Here is a 12756-nt window from a genome sequence, read left to right on the forward strand (position 1 = left end):
TTCTGGCTGTTGGTGGTCCCAGAGTATCCCACGACTATCGGGGCTTTCTGGCTGTTGGTGGTCCCAGAGTATCCCACGACTATCGGGGCTTTCTGACTGGTCGAGTCCAGGGAGTCAGCCCCGGGAGACCGAGCAGGAATCGACAAAAATCGTCACAAGCACGCCACGCACCTCTCGAATATAACCGCATCTCGCAACGGAACTACGAACACAAAATAGGCCGGTCGGTGGACTGTCCAGGTGCCCCGACGCGGGTTCGGGTCGCCCTCAGTTGCCCCAGAAGTTGTCGCGGCTTCCGAGGCGTTCGCGCTTCGGTGGCCGGTTGCTCGCTTCCGCTTCGTCGTCCTCGTCCTCGCCGTCGTCGGCGTCGCTCTCCTCGGCCTCGTCGTCCTCGTCGAGTTCGTCCTCCATCGGGAGGCGCTCGACCTCGTCGGCGCGGGCGTGGTTGTTGTGGACCTTCGTGATCTTCACCTTCGCGCGGGCCTCGGGGAGGACCCCGTCGACCATGACGATGAACCCGTCCTCGGTGCGGCCGACGCCGGCACCGGACTCGTGGATGTCGGTCACGTCGACGACGATCTCCTCGCCGCGCTTGACGGGCTGGGTCTTCAGGTCGGAGATGGGCTGGTCGTAGTGGCCACACCACTCCATGCCACCACGGTCGCCGTAGTGGTTGCAGCCCATCCCCGAGATTCGCTCCTGAAAGCTGGGGCAGTCGTCTGCGAGTGGACAGTCCGGCATGGACTCGTGTAGCGGGGCGCGGGTCTAAACGCTTGCGCATCGGGGGACTGGCCGGCAGGAACCGCCTCCCTGGCAGGAGGTGACCGTCGCCCGGCGAGGCGTCGTCGGGGACCGCTCTCGACCCCCGAAACGGTCGCGCTGTAGCCCGTTCGGCCTCCGAAACCGATTGATATCGCTTCTGGCCTTATGCAAATAAATGGTTGGTAGCGGCGCTCTACGGCCCGAATCGTTAACCGTGGTCGCTGCCTCGAACCCGGTACAGACGGATTGCGGACACCAGATGACAACCGCCCGCCCGCCACAGTCTGTGGCGGCGGTGCTCGTCCTGCTGCTCGTCGCGACGCCGCTGGTTGGGGCCACGGCCGTCGACGCGGGCGCGGCCACGCCGCGTCTGGACGGCGCATCGCCGACGCAGCAACGGTCGGGGGTTGGGGGAGCGTCCGACGCCGGCATGGTCGTCCGGTACGAGCTGTCGCCGGTCGACGCGGCCGACGGACGCGTTCGCGTTCGCGCCCAGTTCCGGCTCTCGGAGTCGGTGTCGCGGGTCGCCATCGCCGTCCCGGACGGCGCGAGCGTCGAGTCCGTCGCGGGCTTGGACGCCGCCGGGGACGGCTACGACTACCGGTGGGACGGGCAGGGGAACGCCTCGATCACCTACGTCGTCGACGCCACGCGCTTCGCCAACGGCGGGCTGGAGTCCATCGCCACCGCGGAGTGGTCGTTCCTCTACGAGGAGGCCGTCGACCTCGCGGCCCTCGACTGGTGGTACTACGGCGAGAACCCGGGGAGCAGCCGCACCCTCGCGCTCGCCGACGGCGTCGAGGGTTGGGCCGGTGGCGACGTGGCCGTGGTCGGGCCGGTCACGGTCACCGAGGAGCGCCACGACGGGCACACCTACCGCGTCGTCAGGCCCGACCGGGCCGACGGCGCACGCCCGACCGACGAGGTGGTCGACCTGCTCGCGGACGCCGACGACTCCTTCCCGGTCGGCGACCGCGGCGAGACCACCACCGTCGTCCTTCCACCGGCGGCCATCCGTTCGGGCGGGCTGGCGACCGTGCGCCGTGGCCCGGAGCGCGAGCTCTGGGCGCACGGCTCCACGGAGGTGTTCGCCCACGAGCTCGTCCACGTCCGCCAGACGTTCACGCTCGCCGACGGCGACGACGGCCCGTCGATGCGCTGGCTGCTGGAGGGCATGGCCGAGTACCAGGCCGCGGTCGTCGAGCTCCGCGCCGGCCGACTCCCGGAGGACCGGTTCCGCGAGCGCGTCACCACCGACGCCGGGGCCGACGCGACGCTCGCCGACCGGTCGACCTGGCCCTCGCCGAACGTGCCGTACGAGAAGGGCGAGCGGGTCGTCGCCGCACTCGACGCCGAGATACGCCTGGCGACCGACGGCGAGCGCGGCATCGTGGACGTGTGGCGGCTGCTGAACGCCCAGGACGGCACCGTGGGCTACGCCGACTTCGTGGCGGCCGTCGAGGCCGTCGCGGAGACCGGGATGGCGGGCTGGCTCGACCGGTACGTCCGGACCGACGCGGTCCCGAGCGTCCCCGAGGACGCACCCGGGCTGTCGGCGATGCCGGACGACCCGCCGACGTCGGACGACGCCGACGCCCTGGGGTCCGGCATCGACGCCGCCGACCCGGCAGCGGCCTCACCCGCCGAGACGAGCACCGGCGTCCAGCGGCCCGTCGCGGGGGTGCTCGCCCTGCTCGCGGCGTTCGCGAGCGTGGCGTTCGGCCTGGTCGTTCTGCGCGAGTAGCCGCGGCGAGGCACCGCCCCGAACGCAACCGTTTCCCCCGTCCCACCCCGAACAGCAGGTATGTCACGGCGCGTCCCCGAGATGGCCATCGTCGTCGGCGTGCTGTTCGCCTCCGGCTGGCTCGCGTTCGTCCTCCTCGTCGAGGGCGACCGGCTGCTCCGCGAGCCCGTCGGCATCCTCCCGGTCGTGCTCGTCGCGGCGGCCCTCTGCTACCCGTTCGCTGCCTGGGCGGTGTACTTCGACGACGACCCCGCGGGGACGTTCCCGCCCCGGCCGGTCGCCGTCGTCGGTGTCCTGCTCGCACTCGTCCCCGCACTGGCGGGTGCACTCGGCGAGCGGTCGCTCTTCGGCCTGCTCGTGGCCACCACCGTCGCCCTCCCGCCGGCGGCGTACGCGCTCAAGTACGGCGAGTCGCTCCCGCCGGCTCGGGCGACGCTCGCGGCCGGAACGGTCGTCGGGGTCGGCGTGCTGACCGCCGGGCTGCTCGCCGGGCAGCCGTACCTCGTCGCACCGGTCGCGCTCGCGGCCTTCCTCGGTAGCGTCGCCGTCCACGACCGCGCCGGCGCGCCGCTGCTGTCGGCGACGCTCGTCTTCGGCGGGACGGCACTCGTCGCCGCCGCGCTCGTCGGTGCGAGCGTCGCACTCGGCCGCTCGCCGTCGGTCGCGCTGGCGACCGCGCTCACCGTCGGCTTCGGCGGCGCTGTCGGGGCGCGGTTCCTCTCGCGGCCGTCACGCTGGTGACGGGCCGGTTACAGCAGACTGAGCCCCCACGCGAGCAGCGCGAGCGCCGCGAAGACGGCCACCAGCACCAGCCCCGGTGTCTCCGGCACCGCCGGGTCGTCGTTCGCCAGTTGCTCGTAGCCGCTCGCGAGAATCATCCCGACGCCACCGACCGCCATCAACACGCCGCTGACGCTGAACTCGCCGGCGACGAGCGAGGGCACGCTGACGGCGGCGAGGACGAACCCGCAGACGACGAGGGAACCGTGGTAGAGGAGGGCCCTGCGCATCAGCCGGAGTTTCTTATCGACGGTAGATAACAGCTGTGGAGGCGACGAGCTCGCAGTTGCGTTCTCTGGACGCGCCCATCAGCGTTATTAAATACCACTCCGTCGGTCGGAACCGATGGGAAACCGTTCGACCAGACGACATCTTCTGAGACGGGCGACGACGACCAGCGCGGTCGGCACACTCGTCGCGAATGGGGTGGGCCGCGGAGACGGGCGAGTGAAGGCGGGGGCAACCCCCGGCGTCGGGTCCCGAAATGGCGCCCGCACGCAGGAAGGGGCGCTGGTCTACGTCGGGTCCGAGGACGGGACGTTGCACGCAGTCGAGGCAGGCACGGGCGACCGTCTCTGGGCGGTCGAGGGTGTCGCCGAAACGGCACCGACGGTCGTCGACGGAACGGTTTACGTCGGCTCCGGCAGCGGTTCGGTACACGCCCTCGACGCCGCAACTGGCGAAACGTACTGGACGTTCAACGGGGCCTCCGGCAGGGTGACGTCACCGACGGTCGTCTACGGCTCGGTGTTCGTCGGGACGCGGGACGAGTCGTTGTACGCACTGGACGCGGCGACCGGCGAACAGCAGTGGGCGTACGCGACCAGCATGGAGCATCTCTCTCCGATCTACTCGGCACCGAACGTCGCCGACGGGGGCGTGTACTTCGGGACGCACCACTCCACCTCGAACAGCTGGTATCCGAGCACCGTCCACGCGCTGGATGCACGGTCCGGCGACGAACGCTGGGTGTTCGACGAGCCCGAGGAGCCCGTCGACGCCTCGCCGGTCGCAGCCGATGGGACGGTCTACGCGGCCTCGTTGGACCAGACGCTGTACGCCATCGACGCGGACTCGGGTGCGGAGCGCTGGCGCTTCGACGAGCCCTCGGACGATGGATTCAACGGAGCCCCGGTTGTCGTCGACGACACCGTCTACGCACGGAGCTGGGGGACGAACCTGCACGCGCTCGACGCGTCGACCGGCAGCCGGCGGTGGACGTTCTCGGAGCTCCCCGAACCGTCGGACGCCGCACCGACCGTCGTCGACGGTGTCGCCTACGTCGACCAGTACGCGGTGGATACGACGACCGGCGAACCCGAGTGGCAGTTCGAGACGGCGGCCGAGGACTTCTCGACCCCGACGGTGTTCCGCGGGACGGTCTACGTCGGCGCGACCGACGGCCGGCTGTACGCAGTCGACACGGGAGCCGGTAGCATCGAGTGGACGTACGACACGGGCTCGGAGATCCGGGCCGCGCCGACGGTCGCCCGCGATTCGGCGGGCGGGCACAGTCGTGGCTCACGTGTCGCGCTCGGGACCGTGGGCCACCACCACGGCTGGGCCGGTGCCGAGCCGACGAGCGCGGAGACGGAGACCGCGACAGCTGTCCCGACCACGGTCCAGTCAGCCGACGACGGCTCCCGGTCGACTGACCGGGGCGTCGACGCTGTCGGGTCGGATGGTGGTCCGAACGTCCTCTGGCTCGCGCCGGCAGCCCTCGGGCTGGTCGGACTCGGTGGCGCGGCGTGGGCACTCCGCCGCCGGTCCGGTGACGACGGGGGTGGCCTCGAAGACGGCAGCGGTGGAGACCGGCCGAGCCACAGTGAAGCCCGGGAAACGACGCGCCGAACGGAGACTCGAACGCGGCCTGCCGGGAGAGAGCCGGAGCGAACCGGTGGGCCGCCCACGTGCCCCGATTGCGGCGGTCGGAACGACCAGAACGCACGGTTCTGTCAGCATTGTGGGGCGGGACTCCCGATACGCTGTCCGTCGTGCGGGTCCAGACTCACCGGGGACGAGGCGTTCTGCCCCGCGTGTGGTGACCCGGTCCAGTAGCCGGTCCCGTCACCACTGCAGTCGACGAGAGACGCGACTCGCTGCGCTCGCGACCCGCTCCGGGAAAAAGCTGGGCCAAAAAGACGGCCGCTCCGAGCCGCGCACCGTTCGTGCTCAGGCGAGGGGCGTCCGCTCGACGACCTGCCCGTCGTACGTCGGGTACTGCTCGACGATCTCGCCGTCGTCCACGTCGCCGTCCTGAATCATCTCCTCGAGCAGCCACCAGGCGACCTCGACGTGGTCCGACTTGACGGTGTAGAACTCCTCGGGGACGCCGAGCGCCTCGAACTCCGCAGGGTCGGCGTAGGTCTTCCCGTAGACGAGCGTGCCGTCGTCGGTCACGTCGTCGAACTCGCGGCGGACGTTCCGGGCCATCCGTTTCAGGCGGCGACGGTGCTGGGCGGCGTCCTTGAAGACGCTGGTACAGAAGTAGACCTTGTCGTGGTCGCCCATCACGTCGAGGATGGCCTCGCGCGAGCCGTCGACCGCGCTCATGTGGTCCTCCTTCAGCTCGAAGCCCTCCTCCTGCATCCGGCGGTAGTTTCCGTCGCTCATCTCGAACTCGTTGACGTTGCAGAAGTCGGCCGCGCCCTCGTCGAGGAACTCCAGAAACTCCTCCTCGGGGCGGATGCCGGGAATCTCGAACGCCGGTGTGAGGCCCTCCTCGCGGGCGATGTAGAGTATCTCCTCCCACTCGGTGCCGTGCATGTCGCCCCAGAGTTCGAGGGGAGGATGGAACCGGATCTCGTCCAGTCCGGCCTCGCTCAGGCGGCGCATGTTCTCGCGGCCGCCCGTGATGCCGGTGTAGAGGTGCGTGTGGTGGTCCTCGCCGAACTCGTCTTTCAGCAGCGAGAGGTAGTGACACGTCCGGTCCATCGCCTCCTGGGGCTCGCCGCCCGTGATGGAGGTGCCCAGCGCGTCCATCCGCTTCGCCTCGGTGATGACGTCCTCGTCGGACTCGACGAGGCGCTCGTTCGCGTAGACGTCCGTGACGTTCTTGCGGTTCTCGCCGAGCGGGCAGTAGAAACAGTCGCGCTGGTCGCAGTAGCCGTAGACGAACATGACCATCTTGCCCCCCTCGGCGCACTGTTCACAGCCCTTCGATATCATTCGTTGTGCCATTGGACTACCCCGAGCGGGAAAAAGCGTGCGAAACGCGGTCGGGGGGCCACGCCCCTGGGTCCGGTTCCCCCGCGCTCATGATGTGGCAACACGTAGCACTCGTGTGTCCGACGACGGAATCACGGACCGGGTCGAGGAGAACCGCTTCGACCGGCTGGTCTCCATCTCCGAGCGGCTGCTCGGTGGCATCGAGATAATCGCGGCGTACGTCCTCGTCGTCCTCTTCGCGGTCGGGGTGTTCGACCTGAGCCTCCAGATCGTCCAGCGGACGCTCTCCGGGGCCATCACCGACCCGCTGGTCGTCGTCGGCTTCATCGACACCGCGCTGTTGCTGTTCATCATCGTCGAGGTGTACCAGACCGTCGTCGCGTACGCACAGGAGAGCGAGACGCGCGAGATCGTCCAGCTCGTCGCCTACACCGGCATCATCGCGATGGTCAGAAAGGTCATCATCTTCCGGAGCGAGGTGTACGACGACAAGGGCGACGCGCTGCTGACCGCCGGCTCGTACGCGCTGTTGCTGCTCGTCCTGGGCATCCTGCTCTACATCGAACGGACCACCAGACAGTGAGCGCTCAGGACAACAGGGCCGCCGTCTCGACGACCGCCGCGAACTCCCCGGACAGGTGTGCCAGCGCGGCGCGGTGGTTCTCCGCGGCGGCGATGGTCCCGCCACCTGCAGCCGCCGGCACCTCCCGGGCGTACGTCGCCGTCGCGTCCGAGACGACGACGGGTGAGAACCCACGGTTCTCGGCCATCCGGGTCGTCGTCGAGACGCAGTGGTCGGTCGTGAACCCGCAGATGACGATGCGGTCGTGGGCCGTGTCGCGCAGCCAGGGTTCGAGCCCGGTGCCGACGAACGCGCCGTTGACCGACTTGGCGAACACCGGCTCGCCGTCGCGGGGTTCCAGCCCCTCGATGAAGGCGTTGCCCGGCGACTCGGGGCGGAGCGTGGAGTCCGGTTCTGTCGAGTCGTGTCTCGCGTGGGCGACCGGCCAGCCGTGCTCGCGCCACGTGGCGAGGAGGTCGGCGATGCGTGCCTCGGCGTGTGGGTTGTTCCGGTCGCCACGGCCGGGGTCCTCGAAGGCCTGCTGGGCGTCGACGACGAGGAGCACGTCGGGAGCGTCGGTCGTGTCGCCGGTCACACGCGGACCTCCAGCGGGCAGTCCTCGAGGTCGCGCTCGTCGTTCGGGAGGACGTACTGCTTCCACTCGTGGCTCTCGTCGTCCTCCCAGTCGCCGAGGTGGGCGTGGGGGCAGACGTCGTCGTAGCCCTCCAGCCGGTCGTGGATGACCTCGCGGGCGCGCTGGCCGGCCACCGTGTCGCCCGTGACGCCATCGAACACGCTCCGGGGCTGGACTGTCACCTCCAGTCCATGCGGGTTGTACCGGCTGTGTCGCCGGTCGTGGGCCGGCGTGCGGGCCGTCGGGAAGATGGGTTCGCCGGCGTAGCAGAACTCGAACTGGTGGTTGTCGGGGTCCGACGGGAACTCCTCGGGCCAGGGTTCGGGGTCGTGGTCGTGGAGGAACTGGAGCACTTCCCAGTAGCGGTCGTGCCAGTGCTGCTCGGGCCGCTCGCCGTCGGTGTCCTTGAAGAACGCGACCAGCGAGGTGCGGGGCGAGTGGTGCTCCTGCGTGCGGAGGTACGCCCGGGTCACGTCGGCAAAGCGGGCCAGCGACTCGTCGTCGAAGCCGGGGACGAAGGTGTACAGGGCCCAGCCCTCCTTCTCGGAGTCGACGCCGAAGAAGCAGGGGAACGGCGTGCCGTCGCGCTCGCCGAGCATGTCGGCGCGGAAGGTCTCGTAGTGCTCGCGCGCCCAGTCGGGGAGCGCATCCGCCGCGATGCGGTCGTGCAGGCGCTCCTGGTCGAACAGGCGGACGACGTCGGTGTCGGCCAGTGTCGAGGTGGTGGCCGTCTCGCTCATACGAACGTGTTCGGGTCGGCGGGCTTGTACCTGTCGTGACTTCTCAGGAACTGGAAGGCCGTGGGATTCCGACGCTGGTGGACCATCGTCACCCGCTGCCGTCGCCGTCGAACCCCGAGACGAGCGTCGCAACCCACTGCGCCGGGTCGGGGTCGTGGCGCACCTCGACGGAGTGGACCCACTTCACCCACTGGAACCCGCGGCGGCCCGGCGCGACGAGTCTGCACGGGAAGCCGTGGCCGTGGGAGAGCCGCTCGCCGTCGACGTGGGTCGCCAGCAGCGCGTCGCGGGCCTCGCTCGTCGGGAGGCTCCACCGGTAGCCAGTCACCGACCGGAACCGGACGTAGCCGGCGTCGGGGTCGGCTCCGGCGGCGTCGAGCAGGTCGCCGACGCGGACCCCGCGCCAGTCGTGCTCGGAGTACCAGCCGCTCGTGCAGTCCAGCAGCGCGCGCTCGCCGTCGGTGGCGTTCGGGCCGCCAGAGGCGGGCGCGAGCAGGCTCTCCTCGGAGAGCGACAGCTCCGCCGCGACCGCCCCGCGGACATCGAGTGTCCACGAGGCAACGTCGACCGGCTCGGGGTCGTCCGCGACCCACGATGTGACCGGGAACGCGTTGCCCTCGCCGCTGCCATCCTCGCGGGAGCCGGTGAACCGTCGGCTCGGAACCAGGTCGCCGGCGACCGACTGCTTCAGCCGCCAGGCCGCCGCGCCGCCGACGAGCAGTCCGCCGACCCGCAGCGCCTGCCGTCGCTCCGTCACCGTCTCGCGGTCGGGGAGCCGGAACCGCGCCGCGAGATGTATCAGCAGCACCGGGAGGACGAGCGCGCCGAGGTAGCCGTGGAGCACCAGCAGCGTCACCCCAGGGACCGGCGACTCCGCGCCGAGCGTCCACGCCACACCCGTCACCAGCGCCGCCACCGCCAGCACCGAGAGCAGGACGCTCACCGCGACGGTCCGGGTCCACGAGCCCGCGACGCGCCGCCACACGCGCCGGAGCTTGAACCCGAGCAGCACGACCAGCGTCAGCCCGACGACGCCGTGGACGACGAACACCCAGCCCTCGTCGGGTCGCGCGGTCAGGCTCAGGAGCCCCGTCGCGCCGGCGACGAGCACCGAGACGAGGATGCCCGCGTCGACGACCCGGGGCGGTGGCTCGAACGGGAGACGCCGCATACCCACGATTTGGGGCCGAACGCGTAAGAGCACTCGTGTCGGCGGGGCGGACGGCGGTCGAGCCGAACTGGCAGGGGCTCCCTGGCTGGTGTCGACTCCGGCGGGTCCCGCGACTGACGGAACGTGCAAACCGCTGCTATGCGCCGGAGACAGGGGCTCACTCCACGTCGAGCGAGTCGTCTCCCGTCAGCGCTTCCAGCCGTTCCGCACCGGAGCGGGTCCCCTTCGCGATGAGCACGTCGCCGGGGTGGAGCAGGGTCTCGGGGCCGGGAGAGATCTCCCAGTGGTCGCCGTCCTCGTCGGTGTGGCGGACCGCGACCACCCGCATCCCGGTCTCGGTACGGACCATCTGTGCGCCGAGCGTGGTGCCCGAGAGCGCCGAGTCGGGGGCGACCTCGAGTCGGACGACGACCTCGTCGGACTCGAAGACGGCTTCGGCGACGACGGGGTGGGTGCCCATGCCGCGCAGCACGCCCTCTGCGATGTCGAGGGCGGCGTCGGAGATGACCTCGGTCGCCTCGGCGATGTGCATCAGCCCGCGGAGGGAGACGGGGTCGTCGATCCGGCTGGCGGCCTGGAGCACCCATGCCTCGAACCGGGACTCGAGCGCGTCCATCTCGGCCTCGAGTTCGGCGACCTCCGCGGCCAGCGCGTCGCTGTCGTACAGCACCGAGCCGTAGGCGACGTCGACGCCGAGCTCGCTCATGTTCTTCATCAGGACGATGGAGTCCACCGCGCGTTCGAGGTCCTCGATACCGGGTTCGACCGGGTCGGGGGCGACGTACTCGGTGCCGGTCACGTCGGCGTAGACGGCCGCGAGGTTCGCCTCGACGCCGCGGAGGAGGAGCACGTCGCCGGCGTACACGTGGTTGTCACGGTCGGGGCTGAGCAGCCAGTCGCCGCCGCGCCGGATGGCGATGATGCGCACGCTCGTCTCGGTCTCCAGGTTGAGCTCCTCCAGCGTGTGCCCGGCCAGCGGCGAGTCGTCGGCGACGAGCGCCCGGGCGACCGTCTCGATCGCCGCCGGGAGTGCGGCCCGGAGCGCGTCGGGCAGGCCGATCTCCTCGATGACGACCTTCGCGATGTCGCCGGCGGCGTTGCTTATCTTCTCCGTCGCGCCGACGACGCCCAGCACCGGGGCGAGCGCCTCGGCGTCCTCGGGCGACCGGGCGGCCATCATGAGGCTCATCCGGGCGCGCATCTGGAGCACGTCCATGCGCTCTTCGAGTTCGAGCACCTCCTCGGCGACCTCGGTGCTCCCGAGTAGCACCGCCGAGAACGACATGTCGATCATCAGCTCGGCGGTGTCTTTCATCTCCGCGAGCACTGCCTTGACGCTCACGGGCTCGTACTCCACGTCACCGGCGTCCATACTTCGGCCTTCTCCGGGACGGGAGAAAAGCGTTCGGCCGGCCGCTCGGCCCGGGAACCGGCAAGATTCCACGGTAGGGTAACAACGTAAACGACAATGTTTTTCGGTGAAGGTACTGAAGCTCAGGGTATGTCTGACGACCTCAAGAAAGGGCTGGAGGGTGTTCTCGTTGCCGAGTCCGAACTGAGCTTCATCGACGGCGACGAGGGCCGCCTCGTCTACCGTGGCTACGACATCGAGGACCTCGCCCGGGACGCCAGCTACGAGGAGGTGCTCTACCTCCTCTGGCACGGTCGACTCCCGAATCGGGACGAACTCGACGAGTTCACCGACACGATGGCCGCCGAACGGGAGATCGACGACGGCGTCATGGCGACGGTGCGCGAGCTCGCCGCCGCCGACGAGGAGCCGATGGCCGCGCTCCGCACCGCGGTGTCGCAGCTCTCGGCGTACGACGACGACGCCGCGGCCGACCCGACCGACGAGGAGGCGAACCTCCGGAAGGGACGCCGCATCACGGCGAAGATACCGACCATCCTCGCCGCGTTCGTCCGCGTCCGCAACGGCGAGGAGCCCGTCGCCCCCCGCGAGGACCTGAACCACGCGACGAACTTCCTCTACATGCTCAACGGCGAGGTGCCCGACGACGTCCTCGCCGAGACGTTCGACATGGCGCTCGTCCTCCACGCCGACCACGGCCTGAACGCCTCGACGTTCACCTCGATGGTCATCTCCTCGACGCTCGCCGACGTCCACTCCGCCATCCCGGGCGGCATCGGTGCACTCTCGGGCAGTCTGCACGGCGGCGCGAACCAGGACGTGATGGAGGCGCTGCTCGAACTCGACGAGTCCGGCAAGGACCCCGTCCAGTGGGTCGAGGACCGCCTCGACGCCGGTGAGCGCGTCCCCGGCTTCGGCCACCGCGTCTACAACGTCAAGGACCCCCGCGCGAAGATCCTCTCCGAGAAGTCCGAGGCGCTGGGCGAGGCCGCGGGCACGCCCCAGTGGCACGACTACTCGGTCGGCATCGAGGAGTACCTCACCGAGGAGAAGGGTCTCGCACCGAACGTCGACTTCTACTCCGCCTCGACGTACTACCAGATGGGAATCCCCATCGACATCTACACGCCCATCTTCGTCATGAGCCGCGTCGGCGGCTGGGTCGCCCACGTGCTCGAACAGTACGACGACAACCGGCTCATCCGGCCCCGCGCCCGCTACGTCGGCCCGATGGACGAGGAGTTCGTGTCGGTCGACGAGCGATGACGAATACGACCCACTGAAAAGGTACAAATATATATCGTCGGTCGAGTCGTTGTGACAAGTCAATGGGTAGTCGGATTCGTCGGATTCGGAACTGGCTTCCGGTCGACCGGAAGACCATCGTGTCTGCCGTCCTGTTACTTCTCATGGGCGGTTCGCTCCTGTTCCTCCCTCGTAAAATCGGGATCGGGATATTTTCTCTCGGGGGCGTTATTCTCAGTTCCGATTATGGTGCCGTGTTGAATAGCGATCTAATCGACGGTTGTCACGGGTTAGAAGGGCGAAGCCGAGGAAATCGATTCTGGCTATGGAAGTTGATCTCCTCGACTTCGTTGAGCAGTGTCGGCAGCTAGTCAAACAAGCGTTGGGAAAGCACGCGGGCGAGCCCGCCAGCGGCGGGTTCGCCCGCTGGAAGCACGTCGTTCTCCATTGTTTCCGGCTCGAAGACGGCCACAGCTACCGTGAAACACCGAATCGGCTACAGTACATGACCGAGATTTGTGACGCACTTGGCCTAGATCCGGACGATATGCCTGACTTCACCACACTCTATAAATCGT

The 12756-nt window shown here is 69.3% G+C and carries 12 protein-coding genes and 1 pseudogene; 6 read left to right on the top strand and 7 right to left on the bottom strand.

Going from position 1 to position 12756, the window contains the following annotated elements:
- Window positions 1–267: 267 nt before the first annotated feature.
- Complete coding sequence (locus BLT27_RS18080) at window positions 268–741, bottom strand: TRAM domain-containing protein (protein ID WP_089736435.1); 474 nt, start codon at window positions 739–741, stop codon at window positions 268–270.
- Window positions 742–1021: 280 nt separating this feature from the next.
- On the opposite strand from BLT27_RS18080, the gene BLT27_RS18085 reads away from it, so the two are divergent.
- Window positions 1022–2506 carry a M61 metallopeptidase family protein gene (locus tag BLT27_RS18085; RefSeq protein WP_139172414.1) on the top strand — a complete coding sequence of 495 codons (1485 nt, stop codon included), beginning with the start codon at window positions 1022–1024 and terminating at the stop codon, window positions 2504–2506.
- A gap of 60 nt (window positions 2507–2566) precedes the next feature.
- The gene (locus BLT27_RS18090) at window positions 2567–3247 is read left to right on the top strand and encodes a hypothetical protein (protein ID WP_089736439.1); all 681 of its coding nucleotides are present in this window, start codon (window positions 2567–2569) and stop codon (window positions 3245–3247) included.
- An 8-nt stretch (window positions 3248–3255) separates the two neighbouring features.
- Here BLT27_RS18090 and BLT27_RS18095 read toward each other — a convergent pair whose 3' ends face one another.
- The gene (locus BLT27_RS18095) at window positions 3256–3516 is read right to left on the bottom strand and encodes a hypothetical protein (RefSeq protein ID WP_089736441.1); all 261 of its coding nucleotides are present in this window, start codon (window positions 3514–3516) and stop codon (window positions 3256–3258) included.
- Between the two features lie 217 nt (window positions 3517–3733).
- On the opposite strand from BLT27_RS18095, the gene BLT27_RS18100 reads away from it, so the two are divergent.
- Entirely contained in the window at window positions 3734–5344 is a 1611-nt protein-coding gene (locus BLT27_RS18100) for an outer membrane protein assembly factor BamB family protein (protein WP_175526517.1), read from the top strand.
- 114 nt (window positions 5345–5458) lie between these two features.
- Here the strand turns inward: BLT27_RS18100 and BLT27_RS18105 are convergent, their stop codons facing one another.
- Window positions 5459–6454 (bottom strand): radical SAM protein, encoded by a 996-nt coding sequence (locus BLT27_RS18105; protein ID WP_089736445.1) that lies wholly within the window; start codon window positions 6452–6454, stop codon window positions 5459–5461.
- Window positions 6455–6569: 115 nt separating this feature from the next.
- Between BLT27_RS18105 and BLT27_RS18110 the strand changes: the two genes are divergently transcribed.
- On the top strand, window positions 6570–7037 hold the full coding sequence (locus tag BLT27_RS18110; protein WP_245707867.1) for a phosphate-starvation-inducible PsiE family protein: 468 nt from the start codon (window positions 6570–6572) through the stop codon (window positions 7035–7037).
- Between the two features lie 4 nt (window positions 7038–7041).
- Here BLT27_RS18110 and BLT27_RS18115 read toward each other — a convergent pair whose 3' ends face one another.
- From BLT27_RS18115 to BLT27_RS18130, 4 genes are all read right to left on the bottom strand, one after another.
- Entirely contained in the window at window positions 7042–7611 is a 570-nt protein-coding gene (locus BLT27_RS18115; RefSeq protein WP_089736447.1) for a cysteine hydrolase family protein, read from the bottom strand.
- Window positions 7608–8390, bottom strand: a complete 783-nt coding sequence (locus BLT27_RS18120; RefSeq protein WP_089736449.1) for a YqcI/YcgG family protein — start codon at window positions 8388–8390, stop codon at window positions 7608–7610. The genes BLT27_RS18115 and BLT27_RS18120 overlap by 4 nt, the downstream gene beginning before the upstream one ends.
- An 88-nt stretch (window positions 8391–8478) precedes the next feature.
- The gene (locus BLT27_RS18125; RefSeq protein ID WP_089736451.1) at window positions 8479–9561 is read right to left on the bottom strand and encodes a molybdopterin-dependent oxidoreductase; all 1083 of its coding nucleotides are present in this window, start codon (window positions 9559–9561) and stop codon (window positions 8479–8481) included.
- A gap of 157 nt (window positions 9562–9718) precedes the next feature.
- Window positions 9719–10933, bottom strand: coding sequence for a potassium channel family protein (locus BLT27_RS18130; protein WP_089736453.1), 1215 nt, complete (start codon window positions 10931–10933; stop codon window positions 9719–9721).
- Window positions 10934–11062: 129 nt separating this feature from the next.
- Here BLT27_RS18130 and citZ point away from each other — a divergent pair, with 129 nt between their 5' ends.
- Together citZ and BLT27_RS18140 are read left to right on the top strand one after the other, a co-directional pair.
- Window positions 11063–12199 (top strand): citrate synthase, encoded by a 1137-nt coding sequence (citZ, locus tag BLT27_RS18135; protein WP_089736455.1) that lies wholly within the window; start codon window positions 11063–11065, stop codon window positions 12197–12199.
- A 304-nt stretch (window positions 12200–12503) separates the two neighbouring features.
- A pseudogene (locus tag BLT27_RS18140) lies at window positions 12504–12756 on the top strand (IS5/IS1182 family transposase); the annotation flags it as partial.

This window comes from Haloarchaeobius iranensis, from assembly GCF_900103505.1.
GTDB classification, from domain to species: Archaea; Halobacteriota; Halobacteria; order Halobacteriales; family Natrialbaceae; genus Haloarchaeobius; species Haloarchaeobius iranensis.